Genomic DNA, 17,743 nt, shown 5'->3' on the forward strand with positions numbered 1-17,743 from the left:
TTTTAAAGCTGTAAACAACACAGCTCTAAAACTTGCGCCTTCAAGGTCCTCAACGACATACGTTTTGGAACCATTCGAAACAACACAGCTCTAAAACTAAAATACAACTCATTACTAATTCTAACAGATTTCTACAAATATAGCATTTAATTTATTGAAATTTTTATTAGAAATGTTATAATTTAAATATAGTTGTATTTTAAGGAGATATTTTTGAAAAAATTCAAATTTACTAGAGATCATTTAGCAATTCTAACTGAGTTAATAAAGTTTATGAAAGGTTGTATTGACTTAATCAAAGCTCTCATTTCTTAATTTTTTAAAATTATAACTTAATACAAAGGAGGTTTGTATATATGGACAACAAAAATTACTCTATCGGACTTGATATCGGAACAAACAGCGTCGGATGGGCCGTCATTACAGATGACTATAAAGTTCCATCGAAAAAGATGAAAGTTCGGGGTAATACTGATAAACACTTTATCAAAAAAAATCTAATTGGAGCTTTGTTATTTGATGAGGGGACTACTGCCGAGGATAGACGTCTCAAACGAACAGCACGCCGTCGCTATACTCGCAGGAAGAATCGTCTTCGCTATCTTCAAGAAATCTTTGCTGAGGAAATGAGCAAGGTGGATAGTAGTTTCTTTCATCGATTGGACGACTCCTTTTTAATTCCTGAGGATAAGAGAGGAAGTAAATATCCTATTTTTGCTACCTTGGCAGAAGAAAAAGAATACCATAAGCAATTTCCAACTATCTATCATTTGAGAAAACATCTGGCGGACTCAAAAGAAAAAGCGGACTTGCGCTTAATCTATCTGGCATTAGCTCATATGATTAAATACCGCGGACATTTTTTATATGAAGAATCTTTCGATATTAAAAACAATGATATCCAAAAAATCTTTAATGAATTGATAAGCATTTACGACAACACATTTGAAGGAAGTTCACTTAGTGAGCAAAGTGTACAAGTTGAAGCAATTTTTACTGATAAAATTAGTAAATCTGCAAAGAGAGAACGCGTTCTAAAACTCTTTCCTGATGAAAAGTCCACTGGTTTGTTTTCAGAATTTCTCAAGCTAATCGTAGGAAATCAAGCTGATTTCAAGAAACATTTTGATTTAGAAGATAAAGCTCCACTGCAATTCTCTAAAGATACCTATGATGAGGATTTAGAAAACTTGCTTGGGCAAATTGGAGATGACTTTTCAGACCTTTTCGTGGCCGCTAAAAAACTCTATGATGCCATTCTTCTATCAGGAATCTTAACTGTCACAGATCTATCCACTAAGGCACCGTTGTCAGCATCTATGATTGAACGCTATGAAAATCACCAAGAAGACTTGGCAGCTTTAAAGCAATTCATCAAAAATAATCTTCCAGAAAAATATGACGAAGTTTTTTCTGACCAATTTAAAGATGGGTATGCTGGATATATCGATGGTAAGGCCACACAAGAAGCATTTTACAAATATATCAAAAATCTTCTCTCTAAATTCGAAGGAGCAGATTATTTCCTTGAGAAAATTGAACGTGAAGATTTCTTGAGAAAACAACGCACCTTCGATAATGGTTCTATTCCTCATCAAATTCATCTTCAAGAAATGAATGCCATTCTCCGTCGGCAAGGAGAGCATTATCCATTTCTGAAGGAAAACAAAGAAAAGATTGAAAAAATCTTAACCTTCCGTATCCCTTACTACGTCGGCCCATTAGCTCGTGGCAATCGTGATTTTGCTTGGCTGACTCGAAATTCTGACCAAGGAATTCGACCTTGGAATTTCGAAGAAATTGTTGATAAAGCAAGCTCTGCGGAAGACTTCGTCAATAAGATGACTAACTATGACTTGTATCTGCCAGAAGAAAAAGTTTTGCCTAAACACAGTCTCTTGTATGAAACATTTGCTGTCTATAATGAATTAACAAAAGTAAAATTTATTGCAGAAGGATTGAGAGACTATCAATTCCTTGATAGTGTACAGAAAAAACAAATTGTCAATCAATTATTCAAAGAGAAAAGAAGAGTAACCGAAAAAGACATCATCCAGTATCTATATACTGTTGATGGCTACGATGGAATCGAACTAAAAGGAATTGAAAAACAATTTAACGCTAGTCTTTCTACTTATCATGATTTACTCAAAATTATCAAAGATAAAGAGTTTATGGATGATTCTAAAAATGAAGCAATTCTTGAAAATATCGTCCATACTCTCACAATCTTTGAAGACCGTGAGATGATTAAGCAACGCCTTGCTCAATATGACTCTCTCTTTGATGAAAAAGTAATCAAAGCACTAACTCGTCGACACTATACTGGTTGGGGAAAACTCTCTGCCAAGCTGATTAACGGTATCCGTGATAAAAAAAGCGGCAAAACGATTCTTGATTATCTGATTGATGACGGCTACAGCAATCGTAACTTTATGCAGTTAATCCATGATGACGGACTTTCCTTCAAAGAAATGATCCGAAAAGGACAAGTAGTTGGTAAAACAGATGATGTGAAACAAGTTGTCCAAGAACTTCCAGGAAGCCCTGCCATTAAAAAGGGAATTTTGCAAAGTATCAAGATCGTTGATGAACTTGTCAAGGTTATGGGCCATGCTCCCGAGTCCATTGTAATTGAAATGGCACGAGAAAATCAGACAACTGCCAAAGGGAAAAAGAATTCCCGACAAAGATATAAGCGCATTGAAGATTCACTGAAAATATTAGCATCTGGACTTAACTCCAAAATTCTAAAAGAACATCCGACAGATAATATTCAACTTCAGAATGACCGTCTCTTCCTTTACTATCTCCAAAATGGAAAAGATATGTACACAGGGGAAGCTCTTGACATCAATAAATTAAGTAGCTATGATATTGACCACATTATCCCACAAGCCTTTATAAAGGACGATTCTCTCGATAACCGTGTCTTGACGAGTTCAAAAGAAAATCGTGGGAAATCCGATAATGTTCCTAGCCTAGAAGTCGTTCAAAAAAGAAAAGCTTTCTGGCAACAATTGTTGGATTCTAAGTTGATTTCAGAACGTAAATTTAATAATTTAACCAAAGCTGAACGTGGTGGACTAGATGAACGTGATAAAGTTGGCTTTATCAAGCGTCAGTTAGTTGAAACACGACAAATCACAAAACATGTTGCACAGATTTTGGATACTCGCTATAATACAGAAGTGAATGAGAAAAACCAGAAGATTCGTACCGTCAAAATCATCACTTTGAAATCCAATCTAGTTTCCAACTTCCGTAAAGAATTTAGGTTATACAAGGTACGGGAAATCAATGACTACCACCATGCACATGATGCCTATTTAAATGCAGTAGTGGCTAAGGCTATCCTTAAGAAATATCCTAAACTAGAGCCTGAATTCGTCTATGGTGACTATCAAAAGTACGATCTTAAGCGATACATCTCAAGATCCAAAGACCCTAAAGACATTGAAAAAGCAACTGAAAAGTATTTCTTCTACTCAAACTTGTTGAACTTCTTTAAAGAAGAGGTGCATTACGCAGACGGAACTATCGTAAAAAGAGAAAATATCGAATACTCCAAAGATACTGGGGAAATCGCTTGGAATAAGGAAAAAGATTTCGCAACAATCAAAAAAGTACTTTCACTTCCGCAGGTGAATATTGTGAAGAAAACAGAGATCCAGTCTCATGGTTTAGATAGAGGGAAGCCTAAAGGCTTATTCAATTCTAATCCATCTCCTAAACCGTCAGAAGATAGTAAAGAAAATCTTGTTCCAATTAAACAAGGGCTTGATCCACGGAAATACGGTGGTTACACTGGTATTTCTAATTCGTACGCGGTCTTAGTTAAAGCTATTATTGAAAAAGGAGCGAAAAAACAACAAAAGACAATTCTTGAGTTTCAAGGTATCTCTATTTTAGATAAAATAAATTTTGAAAATAACAAGGAAAACTACCTTCTTGAAAAAGGATATATAAAAATTCTTTCAACTATTACATTGCCTAAGTATAGTTTGTTTGAGTTTTCTGATGGTACAAGAAGAAGACTTGCAAGTATTCTATCAACAAACAATAAACGAGGAGAAATTCATAAAGGTAATGAATTGGTCATCCCCGAAAAGTATACGACTCTTTTGTATCATGCTAAGAATATTAATAAGGCACTCGAACCAGAACACTTAGAGTATGTTGAGAAACATAGGGATGAGTTTGCAAAACTTTTAGATTATGTACTTGATTTTAACGAAAAGTATGTTGGGGCGTTAAAAAATGGAGAGAGAATCCGGCAAGCATTTACAGATTGGGAAACAGTAGATATCAAAGAATTGTGTTTCAGCTTCATTGGTCCAGAAAATAGTAAAAATGCTGGTTTATTCGAATTGACATCACAAGGAAGCGCCTCTGACTTCGAATTTTTAGGAGTAAAAATTCCACGATACAGGGACTATACACCTTCATCACTACTCAACGCCACCCTCATCCACCAATCCATCACTGGTCTTTACGAGACTCGGATTGATTTAAGCAAACTAGGAGAAGACTAATGGGATGGAGAACCGTTGTTGTCAATACACACTCTAAACTTTCCTACAAGAACAACCACTTGATTTTTAAAGATGCCTCTCGGACAGAGTTGATTCATCTGTCCGAGGTGGACATCCTTCTTTTGGAGACGACGGATATCGTTCTCTCCACTATGCTGATAAAACGCTTGGTGGATGAAAATATTCTGGTCATCTTCTGTGATGATAAACGCTTGCCAACTGCATACTTAATGCCTTACTACGGTCGGCACGATTCCAGTTTGCAACTCTCTCGTCAAATCACATGGAGCGAGGAGGCTAAAGCTCAAGTTTGGACGACTATTATTGCACAAAAAATTCTCAATCAGGCTTTTTATCTGGGGAGTTGTGGTTTTCTAGAAAAATCTCAGTCCGTCATCGATCTCTATCATGGGTTGGATTTATTTGATCCTAGTAACCGTGAGGGGCATGCAGCTCGCATTTATTTCAACACCTTGTTTGGGAATGATTTTAGTCGTGAGCAAGATAGTGATGTCAATGCTGCCTTGGACTACGGCTATACCTTGATTTTGAGTATGTTTGCGCGTGAGATTGTGTTGTCTGGTTGTATGACTCAGTTTGGATTGAAACATGCCAACCAGTTTAATCAATTCAACCTAGCTAGCGATATTATGGAACCTTTTCGTCCGATTATTGACAGAATCGTCTATGAAAATCGAAATAGTTCTTTTGTCAAAATCAAGCGAGAACTTTTCACTATTTTTTCGGATACCTTTCACTACAATGGTAAGGATATGTACCTGTCCAATATCGTCAGCGACTATACTAAGAAAGTCATTCAAGCTCTTAATCAACCGGAGAAAGGAGTTCCTGAGTTTAGGATATGAGTTATCGATATATGCGTATGATTTTAATGTTTGATATGCCCGTTGATACCGTAGAGGAACGCAAGGCCTATCGGAAATTTCGAAAGTTCCTCATAGATGAGGGATTTATCATGCACCAATTCTCCATCTATAGCAAGCTCTTGCTCAACAATTCTGCTAATAATGCCATGATTGAGCGACTCAAGACTCATAACCCTAAAAAAGGAAACATTACTCTCTTAACCGTCACGGAAAAGCAATTTTCTCGCATGATTTACTTAAATGGTGAGCGAAATACCAGCGTAGCAAACTCCGATGCCCGTTTAGTTTTTCTAGGAGAGGAGCCTAGAGATGAAGATTAATTTCCCGCTATTAGATGAACCATTAGCTATTGAAAATGCAACCTTTTTAGTCCTGGAAGACCAGCTTACCTTTTCAACTATCGTCAAGCAGTTCTATCAATACACTGATGAAGGAGAGTTGAAGTTGTTTGATAGAAATCTAAAAGCTCTGAAAGAGTCTGAGTTACTAGTGATAACGGATGTCTTAGGATACAATCTCAACTCACCTGCTATGCTCAAGCTGATACATGCGGATCTTGAAAGTCAACTCAATGACAAACCGGAAGTCAAGTCCATGATTGAAAAGTTGGTAGCTACGATTACAGAATTACTGGCATTTGAGTGTTTGGAAAACGAATTGGACTTGGAATACGATGAAATCACCATTCTAGAGTTGATCGATGCGCTAGGGGTCAAAGTTGAAACTCTGAGTGATACACCTTTTGAAAAGATGCTAGAAATTATCCAGGTTTTCAAATATCTTTCCAAAAAGAAACTCCTTGTCTTCATCAATGCGATCGCCTATCTATCAAAGGATGAATTAGTAAATATGATAGAGTATATCCAACTCAATCAACTAAGGGTTTTATTTGTCGAACCTCGAAAAGTCTATGATTTTCCGCAGTATGTGCTGGATCAAGACTATTTCTTGAATCCTGAAAATATGATATAATAAGAGTAACAATTGGAATCGGACGAGCTGAAGTCTGGCTGAGACGAATGGCGCGATTACGAAATTTCGTAAGAAAAAATTTTCTACGAGGTTTTAGAGCTGTGTTGTTTCGAATGGTTCCAAAACTCCAATTTTCACGCTTTAAGCGTTTGTTTTGTTTTAGAGCTGTGTTGTTTCGAATGGTTCCAAAACCTGAGCTCAGGGCGTTACTCACGCTATAATTGTTTTAGAGCTGTGTTGTTTCGAATGGTTCCAAAACCTGTTATTATAGCGTAGGGTCCCTAGTGATGTTTTAGAGCTGTGTTGTTTCGAATGGTTCCAAAACTGAACTAGTTGAGGGCTCTTTCCAGGAGCAGTTTTAGAGCTGTGTTGTTTCGAATGGTTCCAAAACTTACTCGTGAGAAGCCTTTAAGACGAGAAGGTTTTAGAGCTGTGTTGTTTCGAATGGTTCCAAAACGGGTAGCCAAAAAAGGAGGCAGAAATCAAAGTTTTAGAGCTGTGTTGTTTCGAATGGTTCCAAAACTACTTTTTAATTTCGCTTTTAGTCCATGTCGTTTTAGAGCTGTGTTGTTTCGAATGGTTCCAAAACTAATCTGAAAGCAAAAGATACTGCGCTTGAGTTTTAGAGCTGTGTTGTTTCGAATGGTTCCAAAACGACAGGCCGCAAAGAGCGGGAGTTCATGGAGTTTTAGAGCTGTGTTGTTTCGAATGGTTCCAAAACCGCGGTCTGCTGCTTCGTCGTCACCCGTCAGTTTTAGAGCTGTGTTGTTTCGAATGGTTCCAAAACTGATTGTGAGCAATACGTCCCAATGTTAGAGTTTTAGAGCTGTGTTGTTTCGAATGGTTCCAAAACTTTTAACGTTAGATAATGTGCAGTCAATCAGTTTTAGAGCTGTGTTGTTTCGAATGGTTCCAAAACGGACGGATATGCTAAATACTGCGTTTGGTTGTTTTAGAGCTGTGTTGTTTCGAATGGTTCCAAAACCATCAAAATCAGGAAGTACAAGCCAAGAAAGTTTTAGAGCTGTGTTGTTTCGAATGGTTCCAAAACTCCACCTGGATTCGGGTTATCGTCCAAGGTTTTAGAGCTGTGTTGTTTCGAATGGTTCCAAAACGACTGCCCGTATTTAGCCAAACTCACACAAGTTTTAGAGCTGTGTTGTTTCGAATGGTTCCAAAACTAGCATTTAGACGAGTACAGGTACTACCATGTTTTAGAGCTGTGTTGTTTCGAATGGTTCCAAAACAAGCAAAGATTTCTCTGACAGCAACCGTATGTTTTAGAGCTGTGTTGTTTCGAATGGTTCCAAAACAAACGAGCCAAATGCCAAAGTTGATGTTAAGTTTTAGAGCTGTGTTGTTTCGAATGGTTCCAAAACTCTGGAAGCGAAGCTGTCAGCTCTGACTCTGTTTTAGAGCTGTGTTGTTTCGAATGGTTCCAAAACCCGACTCAGCAACATGAAGCGGTATGACAAGTTTTAGAGCTGTGTTGTTTCGAATGGTTCCAAAACCTAGCCAACGCTTGATAGTTAGAGGGGAATGTTTTAGAGCTGTGTTGTTTCGAATGGTTCCAAAACTTTGGGTTCGTATTTATCCATCAGGAGATAGTTTTAGAGCTGTGTTGTTTCGAATGGTTCCAAAACTTTCATCCTTGCTCCTTCTCATTTCGTTTTGTTTTAGAGCTGTGTTGTTTCGAATGGTTCCAAAACTTCTTTGTACGATTATGATTATGGATCGGCGTTTTAGAGCTGTGTTGTTTCGAATGGTTCCAAAACGGCAATTTTAAAAATCTTGCAGACAATTGAGTTTTAGAGCTGTGTTGTTTCGAATGGTTCCAAAACCGACCTCAACCATCGTTGAGTTTTTCGCCTGTTTTAGAGCTGTGTTGTTTCGAATGGTTCCAAAACCTGTTCAAGCGTACCCGCTGCCGCTTCTGGGTTTTAGAGCTGTGTTGTTTCGAATGGTTCCAAAACTCCAATAACTCAGATGATTGGTTTTCTTCCGTTTTAGAGCTGTGTTGTTTCGAATGGTTCCAAAACCAAAAGTTCATCTTTAGCCAAATAGAGGGTGTTTTAGAGCTGTGTTGTTTCGAATGGTTCCAAAACCCAAGCAGCAATAGTCAACTTCAAATACCAGTTTTAGAGCTGTGTTGTTTCGAATGGTTCCAAAACCAGCATTATCAAGATAGCTGCTGAAGATTGGTTTTAGAGCTGTGTTGTTTCGAATGGTTCCAAAACAAGCAAATATTCGAGAATTAATGTCTAATAGTTTTAGAGCTGTGTTGTTTCGAATGGTTCCAAAACCATCACACCCGACCTACAACCGAAATGAAAGTTTTAGAGCTGTGTTGTTTCGAATGGTTCCAAAACTAATCAGGCGGTTCAACAGGCTAAGGATGCGTTTTAGAGCTGTGTTGTTTCGAATGGTTCCAAAACGACCCGCTCTCAACCTTGGCAAGTTTCCATGTTTTAGAGCTGTGTTGTTTCGAATGGTTCCAAAACCGGCCCAGCAAATAGCCAGAATAAAGGTGAGTTTTAGAGCTGTGTTGTTTCGAATGGTTCCAAAACCCTTGAAAAAAACATTAAGGATAGTTTGGTGTTTTAGAGCTGTGTTGTTTCGAATGGTTCCAAAACCAGTGAGCGCTAGTCATACATCTATCTTGGTGTTTTAGAGCTGTGTTGTTTCGAATGGTTCCAAAACAGCGTTGTTGGCAAGGTTTTTATTTGTTGTGTTTTAGAGCTGTGTTGTTTCGAATGGTTCCAAAACCGAAAATAAAGATGAATTCTTTACCAAATTGTTTTAGAGCTGTGTTGTTTCGAATGGTTCCAAAACGCAATTCGGATGAGCCAACCTCAAAATAGGGTTTTAGAGCTGTGTTGTTTCGAATGGTTCCAAAACTCAGGATGCTGAACCGTCCCTTGATGAGAGGTTTTAGAGCTGTGTTGTTTCGAATGGTTCCAAAACACAATTAAGAAGGTCGAAGGGAAAGATGACGTTTTAGAGCTGTGTTGTTTCGAATGGTTCCAAAACCGACTTACTTTCTGCTATATTCATAAAATTGTTTTAGAGCTGTGTTGTTTCGAATGGTTCCAAAACCCAACTGGTGGCGGTACCGGTGTTGAACGTGTTTTAGAGCTGTGTTGTTTCGAATGGTTCCAAAACCCAAAATTTCAAATCGTGCCATTAAAGATTGTTTTAGAGCTGTGTTGTTTCGAATGGTTCCAAAACAAGTTCGGAATAGAGAGTCCACATTGTTATGTTTTAGAGCTGTGTTGTTTCGAATGGTTCCAAAACTCTGGAGTGCGAGTATAATTTCTTAGTTCGGTTTTAGAGCTGTGTTGTTTCGAATGGTTCCAAAACTCTCAAGTCAGCCAAGACTTTCATCACATCGTTTTAGAGCTGTGTTGTTTCGAATGGTTCCAAAACGCCAGTCGCTGGCTTTTTGTTTTTGTGGAAGTTTTAGAGCTGTGTTGTTTCGAATGGTTCCAAAACATCTTAAAAAGGAGAATGATTATGGCACAAGTTTTAGAGCTGTGTTGTTTCGAATGGTTCCAAAACGAAGCGCCCCAGATTCAAATAAATCCGATTCTTGAAAAGAGAGTCGGATTTTAATTTTATTCGACTTCGATTTTTGTGCTATAACTTTTTTGTAATATCTGCTTGTATTTTCTTGATATTCTGCTATAATGGTATAATATTTATTTAGGAGGAAGAGAATGAGCTATATTTTGGAAATTTTACCCAGTCTTCTAAGTGGAGCAGCAACTACCTTGCAAGTGTTTGCTTTGGTCTTGGTTTTTTCTATTCCTTTGGGAATTATGCTGGCATTTTCAATGCAAATTCGCTTGAAGCCCCTGCAATGGCTGCTTCATATTTACATTTGGATCATGCGCGGGACGCCGCTTTTATTGCAGTTAATCTTCATTTACTATGTTTTGCCAAGTATCGGCATTCGGCTGGATCGGATTCCTGCAGCGATTATTGCCTTTACATTAAACTACGCGGCTTATTTTGCGGAGATCTTCCGCGGAGGCATTTCTTCCATTCCGACTGGACAGTATGAAGCTGCGAAGGTTTTGAAATTTACTCCTGTTCAGACGATTCGCCTGATTATTTTGCCACAAGTCGTAAAAATTGTGCTACCTAGTGTCTTTAATGAAGTCATGACTTTGGTGAAAGATACCTCTTTGGTTTATGCTTTAGGAATTTCAGATTTGATTTTGGCTAGTCGTACAGCGGCCAACCGAGATGCCAGTCTGGCACCGATGTTTGTTGCAGGCTTGATTTACTTACTCTTAATCGGTCTGGCTACGCTGGTTGCCAAACAGGTCGAAAAGAAATTTAGTTATTATAAGTAGGTGCTATTATGTTAGAATTACGAAATATTAGTAAAAAATTTGGTGATAAGCAGATTCTAAAGGATTTTAATTTGATTGTGCCTGAAAAGCAAGTATTGGCCATTGTTGGACCTTCTGGCGGAGGGAAGACGACTCTTCTACGTATGCTGGCAGGTTTAGAGACAATTGATTCGGGACAAGTGATTTACAATGGAGAAACTTTGGATGTCGCTGAACTTGAAAAGCGCAATCTTCTAGGCTTTGTCTTTCAAGATTTTCAGCTCTTTCCTCATTTGTCTGTCTTGGAAAATTTGACCTTATCACCAATACATACAATGAATGTTTCCAAAGAAGAAGCTGAAGAGAAGGCGCAGGGCTTATTGGCTCGCTTAGGCTTGTCCGAGCATGCCAAGGCCTATCCTTATTCGCTGTCAGGCGGGCAAAAACAGCGGGTCGCTTTGGCTCGTGCTATGATGATCAATCCAGAGATTATCGGATATGATGAGCCGACTTCTGCCTTGGACCCTGCATTACGCTTGGAAGTAGAAAAACTCATCCTCCAAAATCGGGAAATGGGGATGACACAAATTGTGGTCACACATGATTTGCAGTTTGCGGAAAACATTGCGGATTCTATTCTCAAAGTCACACCAAAATAAGGGAGGCCCAGATGAAACTAAAGAATATTCTTTTGGCCTGTTTGACCTTGATCCTAACTTTTCTGCTCGGTGGTTGTAGTTCAAATGTCAGTGACCCCAGCTTAGACAACTGGAGTAAGTATGAGGAGAAAAAACAGATTACAATTGGCTTTGATAATACCTTTGTCCCCATGGGATTTGAGCAAAAAGATGGCACTTATGCAGGATTTGACATTGATTTGGCCAACGCTGTTTTTGAGGAATATGGAATTAAGGTGAAATGGCAGCCGATTGATTGGGATATGAAAGAAACAGAGTTGACCAACGGTACAATTGACCTCATCTGGAATGGATATTCCGCGACGGATGAGAGAAGAGAAAAGGTAGAATTTACCATTCCTTATATGAAAAACGAGCAGGTTTTAGTCAGCAAAAAATCCTCTCATATCTCACAGGCCAGTGATATGGCAGGAAAAGTATTGGGTGCTCAAGCAGGATCTTCTGGCTACGTAGCTTTTGAAAGCAATCCTGAAATTTTGAAAACCTATGTCAAAAATCATGCAGCTACTCAGTATCAGAGCTTTAACGAGGCGTTGATTGACTTGCAAAATGACCGGATTGATGGTCTCTTGATTGACCGTGTTTATGCCAATTATTATCTGACAGAAGAAGGAATTTTAGATCAGTATTCAGTCTTTTCAGTTGGATTTGAGAGCGAGGACTTTGCGGTCGGGGCTAGAAAGGCGGACCGTACTTTAGTTGAAAAAGTAAATGCTACTTTTGGAAAATTATACCAAGAGGGAAAATTCCAGAAAATCGCTGAAAAGTGGTTTGGAGAGGATATTGCGACAGACCAAGTGAAAGCATATAAAAACAACTAGCAGAAAACTAGTTGTTTTTTCGTGTTTCTTGGTGAAAGATATTTTGCCAGACTTCGTGGCGGCGCCAGAGGCTAGTATGGATGACATCCCCGATTTGATAGCGAATCAGCTTGGTCTTTTGGCTGACAGATGTAATTTCTAAATTTTTGATAGGAGAAGTTTGGGCTCTCTCTAGTTGAAATTCCTCTTTGTTTAGCTGGCGACCATCTTGGGAAATGTAGACAAAATCAGAGGAAAGAAGTGCCTCCAATTGACTGCCTTGGTCGACTAATTGCTCACGCATCAGGAGCTTTTGATAGACATTATCCAGAATCTCATCTTCAGGAATAGGTGCTGGCTCAATATGAATATCAATGTCGAAGACGCCAAAGTTCTCCTTGAGCATATCCTCCACCTGGTCAGCGATTTCGTGACTTTCAAAGACGGAGAGGTCAGGATTCATTTCCAGTATAATATCCAGATAGATATTGCTACCATAGGTCCGACCACGCTGGGATTTGACGCGTGTGATTTTAGGAATTTCCAGGATAGCGCGCTTGTAATCGTCTAAAAGGTCCTGATCAAAGCCGTCTGATAGGCTGAAGGAGGACTCCATGAAAATATCATAGGCCGTTTTCAGAATGAAAAACGTAATAACGATGGCTGCTAGCCTATCAACGATGGGAAACTTCAGGGAGCTGGCAATAATAGCAACCGATGTGCCCAGAGAAGTGATGGCGTCCGAGAGATTGTCCTTGGCAGCCGCATCCAGAGCTTTGGATTTTACCCTTTTGGCTAGGTTTTTATTGTAAAGATAAACGCCAAACATGATGATGGCCGATACAATCCCGACGATGGCTCCCACAGGATCAATCAAGGTTTCTTCCTTGTTAATGATTTTTTGAGCCGTATCAATGAGGACATTGAAACCGACAAAAAACATGATGAAAGAAGTAATCAGGCTGGCCAGATCTTCAATCTTCCAATGTCCGAAGCGGTGGTCCTTATCCGCTGGTTTTCTTGCCATACGCAGGCCGATTAAGACTGCTAGATTGGTAACGATATCGGAGACGTTGTTGAAACCATCCGCCGTCAAACTAGAGGATGTCAGTGTCGCACCTGCAATGATTTTTGTAACGGATAGGCCAATGTAGGTGGCAATTGCTAGGAGGGCGCCTCGTTCGGCAAGTTTGAGATTGTCGCTTGGATGATTGTTCATGGTTGCCCCTTTCTAATCTATTATTATAACTTTTTCGCATTTGGATTTCAAATGAGGTAGTTGCCTTTTCGATAACAAATTCGCTCGAATTTTGATATAATGGAAGCATTGATTTTCAGTTTGATGTTATATTGAAAGGATAGAAGATGAATCCCTTATTAAACGGTATGAATGACCGTCAGGCCGAAGCGGTCCAGACGACAGAAGGCCCCTTGTTGATTATGGCGGGGGCTGGTTCAGGAAAGACCCGAGTCCTGACCCACCGCATTGCCTATTTGATTGATGAGAAGATGGTTAATCCTTGGAATATCCTAGCCATTACCTTTACCAATAAGGCTGCGCGGGAGATGAAAGAACGGGCAGCAGCACTCAATCCAGTCACCCAAGATTGCTTAATTGCTACCTTCCACTCCATGTGTGTGCGTATCCTGCGGCGAGAAGCTGATCATATTGGCTACAATCGCAACTTCACCATTGTTGATCCGGGTGAGCAGCGGACCCTGATGAAACGGATTCTCAAAAACCTCAATCTGGATCCTAAAAAGTGGAATGAGCGCGCCATTCTAGGTACTATTTCCAATGCCAAGAATGACCTGATTGATGAGGTGGCCTATGCAAATCTAGCTGGTGATATGTACACAGAGATTGTAGCCAAGTGCTACAGGGCCTATCAAAAGGAATTGCGCCAGTCTGAGGCCATGGACTTTGACGACTTGATTATGCTGACTCTGCGGCTTTTTGACCAAAATCCTGACGTACTGACCTACTATCAGCAACGTTACCAGTACATCCATGTAGACGAGTATCAGGATACCAACCATGCCCAGTATCAGCTGGTCAAGCTTTTGGCTTCCCGCTTCAAGAATATCTGTGTGGTCGGGGATGCTGACCAGTCTATCTATGGCTGGCGGGGAGCCGATATGCAGAATATTCTAGACTTCGAAAAGGATTATCCAGAAGCTAAAGTAGTTCTATTAGAGGAAAACTATCGCTCGACTAAGACCATTCTTCAGGCGGCTAATGAGGTAATCCGAAACAACCGCAACCGCCGTCCTAAAAATCTCTGGACTCAAAACGAAGACGGTGAGGAAATTGTCTACTATCGGGCTAATGACGAACAGGACGAAGCTCTCTTTGTCGCTCGGACCATTGATCAGCTAAGCCGAGAAGGATACAGTCACAGGGATTTTGCAGTTCTTTACCGGACCAATGCCCAGTCACGGACGGTGGAAGAAGCCCTGCTCAAGGCCAATATTCCTTATACCATGGTCGGTGGCACCAAGTTCTACAGCCGCAAGGAAATCCGCGATGTCATTTCTTATCTCAATCTCATCGCCAATCCTAGCGACAATATCAGCTATGAGCGCGTAATCAATGAGCCCAAGCGTGGTGTCGGACCAGGAACGGTGGAGAAAATTCGGGATTTTGCGTCCAGTCAGGAAATCTCTTTGCTTGATGCGTCAGCCAATATCATGCTTTCGCCAGTCAAGGGCAAGGCGGCTCAGGCAGTCTATGAGTTTGCTAATCTGATACTCGACTTACGGGAGCGCTTGGACGACTATACAGTGACGGAGCTGGTAGAAGCTGTGTTGGAAAAGACTGGTTATGCTGCGGCCTTAGCTGCGCAAGCAACTTTGGAAAGCCAGGCTCGGATTGAAAATATCGAAGAATTCCTGTCTGTAACCAAGAACTTTGATGAAAGTCCAGATAATCCTGCTGATGAATCTGGTCTTGATAAGCTCAGCCGTTTTCTCAATGACTTAGCCTTGATTGCAGACACAGATGACGGAGATACGGAGAGTTCCGAAGTGACTCTGATGACCCTCCACGCGGCCAAGGGATTGGAATTTCCAGTCGTCTTTCTAGTCGGTATGGAGGAAAATGTCTTTCCTCTAAGCCGAGCTTCTGAAGATGAGGATGAGCTGGAAGAGGAGCGGCGTCTGGCCTATGTCGGTATCACTAGAGCAGAGAAGGTTCTCTATCTGACCAATGCCAATTCCCGCCTGCTTTATGGCCGAACTAACTACAATCAGCCGACTCGTTTCTTGAGGGAAATCAGCTCAGACTTGCTGAACTATCAGGGGCTGGCTCGGCCGGCAAACAGCTCTTTTAAGGTTAGTTACACCAATAGCGATACTAGCAAATTCGGTCAGGGCATGAGTCTGGCTCAAGCGCTACAAGAGCGGAAGCGTCAGGCAGCACCTAGTTCCATTTCTACAGGCAGTCTGCCTTTTGGCAAGAGTAGCCAGCCATCTAAGCCAGAAGTTGCTTGGGCTATCGGAGATATTGCCTATCATAAGAAATGGGGCGATGGGACAGTTTTGGCAGTCTCTGGCAGTGGAAATAGTCAAGAGCTCAAGATCAATTTCCCAGAAGTCGGTCTGAAGAAAGTGCTGGCCAGCATAGCACCGATTGAGAAAAAGTCATGATGAGGCAGTCGATTGAAGCCTGGATCTATCATCCAGAGGAACGAGAAATCCTGCTCTTGAAAGTGGAGAATGAGAATGTTTCCTTTTGGCAGCCCATTACTGGTGGGATTGAGAGCGGTGAGAGTCCAGAAGAAGCCTGCCTTCGTGAAATAAAAGAGGAGACCGGCTTGCTCTTAGCTTGTTCAAATCTGACTAGTCTTGGAAATTTCACAGTAAAGATTGATGAAAATCTGACCATCCAAAAAAATCTCTTTCTAGTTCTGACAGAACAGAAGGAAATCCGGATTTCTGATGAGCATGTGGGTGCTCAGTGGATAGCTTTAGAAAAAGTTTCGTCACAGCTGTACTGGCCCAGCAATCAAGCGACTTTTGAGATTATATCTGAGAAGCTATAAGATATAGCTTCTCTTTATTTCTTTTGATAAGGAAATTCTATTAGTCAAGCGGGACGTTTAATGATAGACTTATCACATAACTATAGTGAGGTGACCTTATGACACGTGAATTTAAATTTGAAACTCTGCAGCTTCATGCTGGACAGACAGTTGACCCGACAACCAAGTCGCGGGCTCTGCCTATTTACCAGACAACTTCCTATGTGTTTGATGATACTCAGGAGGGAGAAGACCTTTTTGCCCTACGCAAACCGGGCAATATCTACACTCGGATTACCAATCCGACCCTGTCTGCTTTTGAGGAGCGGATTGCGGCTTTGGAGGGTGGGGTTGGAGCTCTAGCAACAGCTTCTGGTATGGCGGCCCTTACCTACACCATTCTAGCTTTGGCGCATGCTGGCGACCATGTAGTAGCAGCCTCTACCATCTACGGCGGTACCTTTAATTTGCTCAAGGAAACCCTGCCTCGCTATGGCATTACCACGACTTTTGTCGATATTGAAAATCTTGCTGAAGTAGAAGCGGCCATTCAGGACAATACCAAGCTGGTTCTGATTGAAAGCTTGGGCAATCCTCTGATTAATATTCCTGATTTTGATGCTTTAGCAGAGCTGGTTCATGCTCATAAAATTCCGCTGATTTCTGACAATACCTTTGCTACCCCATATCTAATCAATGTTTTTTCTCATGGAGTGGACATCGCAGTACATTCTGCGACTAAGTTTATCGGTGGTCACGGAACTAGTATCGGTGGTGTGATTGTGGACAGCGGTCGTTTCGATTGGGAAGCTTCTGGCAAGTTTCCGCAGTTTGTTGATCCGGACCCGAGCTATCATGATATCAGTTATACGCGCGATGTCGGAGCAGCAGCTTTTGTCACTGCCGTCCGGACTCAGCTCTTGCGCGATACGGGCGCAGCTATGTCTCCCTTCAATGCCTTTCTCTTCCTGCAGGGGTTAGAAACACTCTCTTTGCGCGTAGAGCGCCATGTGTCCAACGCAGAGAAGATTGTAGATTTCCTAGCAGGGCACCCTAAGGTCGAGCAGGTCAATTATCCGAAACTTGCTGACAGTCCTTATCATGCTTTGGCTAAAAAATATTTCCCTAAAGGCGTGGGCTCAATTTTCACCTTCAATGTCAATGGCGGGGAGAAAGAAGCTCGTAAGGTTATTGACAGCCTGGAGATTTTCTCCGACTTGGCCAATGTAGCTGATGNTAAGTCCCTGGTCGTCCATCCAGCTACGACAACTCACGGTCAGATGTCGCCAGAGGATCAGCTGGCAGCAGGTATTACGCCAAATCAAATTCGTCTCTCTATCGGTCTGGAGAATGTGGATGACTTGATAGAGGATCTGAGAATAGCTTTGGAAACTATCTAACAAATAATAGCTATGATTTAGAATATTTAGAAATTGAATTTTTAAATATTCTAATTTTTTTTTGAACATAATGAATTTTTGTGAGATAATGT

The 17,743-nt window shown here is 40.7% G+C and carries 11 protein-coding genes and 1 CRISPR repeat array; of the genes, 10 read left to right on the plus strand and 1 reads right to left on the minus strand.

The window, feature by feature from the left end:
• Positions 1 to 356 precede the first annotated feature (356 nt).
• The 7 genes from cas9 to D8791_RS09495 all read left to right on the plus strand — a co-directional run bounded on the left by cas9 (position 357) and on the right by D8791_RS09495 (position 12,250).
• Positions 357 to 4,535 carry a type II CRISPR RNA-guided endonuclease Cas9 gene (gene cas9, locus D8791_RS09465; RefSeq protein WP_125447560.1) on the plus strand — a complete coding sequence of 1,393 codons (4,179 nt, stop codon included), beginning with the start codon at positions 357 to 359 and terminating at the stop codon, positions 4,533 to 4,535.
• The gene (gene cas1 / locus D8791_RS09470; RefSeq protein ID WP_125447562.1) at positions 4,535 to 5,401 is read left to right on the plus strand and encodes a type II CRISPR-associated endonuclease Cas1; all 867 of its coding nucleotides are present in this window, start codon (positions 4,535 to 4,537) and stop codon (positions 5,399 to 5,401) included. Before cas9 ends, cas1 begins: the two co-directional genes overlap by 1 nt.
• Complete coding sequence (gene cas2, locus D8791_RS09475; RefSeq protein WP_002876413.1) at positions 5,398 to 5,742, plus strand: CRISPR-associated endonuclease Cas2; 345 nt, start codon at positions 5,398 to 5,400, stop codon at positions 5,740 to 5,742. Before cas1 ends, cas2 begins: the two co-directional genes overlap by 4 nt.
• A complete protein-coding gene (csn2, locus tag D8791_RS09480) occupies positions 5,732 to 6,394 on the plus strand; it encodes a type II-A CRISPR-associated protein Csn2 (protein ID WP_125447564.1) in 663 nt (220 codons plus the stop codon). The genes cas2 and csn2 overlap by 11 nt, the downstream gene beginning before the upstream one ends.
• 90 nt (positions 6,395 to 6,484) lie before the next feature.
• Positions 6,485 to 9,952: direct repeats of the CRISPR family, unit length 36 nt; unit sequence GTTTTAGAGCTGTGTTGTTTCGAATGGTTCCAAAAC.
• 158 nt (positions 9,953 to 10,110) lie between these two features.
• On the plus strand, positions 10,111 to 10,752 hold the full coding sequence (locus tag D8791_RS09485; protein ID WP_125447566.1) for an amino acid ABC transporter permease: 642 nt from the start codon (positions 10,111 to 10,113) through the stop codon (positions 10,750 to 10,752).
• A gap of 8 nt (positions 10,753 to 10,760) precedes the next feature.
• The gene (locus D8791_RS09490) at positions 10,761 to 11,390 is read left to right on the plus strand and encodes an amino acid ABC transporter ATP-binding protein (RefSeq protein WP_125447568.1); all 630 of its coding nucleotides are present in this window, start codon (positions 10,761 to 10,763) and stop codon (positions 11,388 to 11,390) included.
• Positions 11,391 to 11,401: 11 nt separating this feature from the next.
• Positions 11,402 to 12,250, plus strand: a complete 849-nt coding sequence (locus D8791_RS09495) for an amino acid ABC transporter substrate-binding protein (protein WP_125447570.1) — start codon at positions 11,402 to 11,404, stop codon at positions 12,248 to 12,250.
• A 7-nt stretch (positions 12,251 to 12,257) separates the two neighbouring features.
• Here D8791_RS09495 and D8791_RS09500 read toward each other — a convergent pair whose 3' ends face one another.
• The gene (locus D8791_RS09500; protein WP_125447572.1) at positions 12,258 to 13,448 is read right to left on the minus strand and encodes a cation diffusion facilitator family transporter; all 1,191 of its coding nucleotides are present in this window, start codon (positions 13,446 to 13,448) and stop codon (positions 12,258 to 12,260) included.
• A gap of 146 nt (positions 13,449 to 13,594) precedes the next feature.
• On the opposite strand from D8791_RS09500, the gene pcrA reads away from it, so the two are divergent.
• The 3 genes from pcrA (at position 13,595) to D8791_RS09515 (ending at position 17,651) form a co-directional block, all read left to right on the plus strand.
• A complete protein-coding gene (pcrA, locus tag D8791_RS09505) occupies positions 13,595 to 15,877 on the plus strand; it encodes a DNA helicase PcrA (RefSeq protein ID WP_125447574.1) in 2,283 nt (760 codons plus the stop codon).
• Positions 15,874 to 16,272, plus strand: a complete 399-nt coding sequence (locus D8791_RS09510) for an NUDIX hydrolase (protein WP_125447576.1) — start codon at positions 15,874 to 15,876, stop codon at positions 16,270 to 16,272. Before pcrA ends, D8791_RS09510 begins: the two co-directional genes overlap by 4 nt.
• A gap of 98 nt (positions 16,273 to 16,370) precedes the next feature.
• Complete coding sequence (locus tag D8791_RS09515; protein WP_125447578.1) at positions 16,371 to 17,651, plus strand: O-acetylhomoserine aminocarboxypropyltransferase/cysteine synthase family protein; 1,281 nt, start codon at positions 16,371 to 16,373, stop codon at positions 17,649 to 17,651.
• Positions 17,652 to 17,743 lie beyond the last annotated feature (92 nt).

The organism is Streptococcus cristatus, assembly GCF_003943515.1.
In the GTDB taxonomy this organism is placed as follows: Bacteria; Bacillota; Bacilli; order Lactobacillales; family Streptococcaceae; genus Streptococcus; species Streptococcus cristatus_D.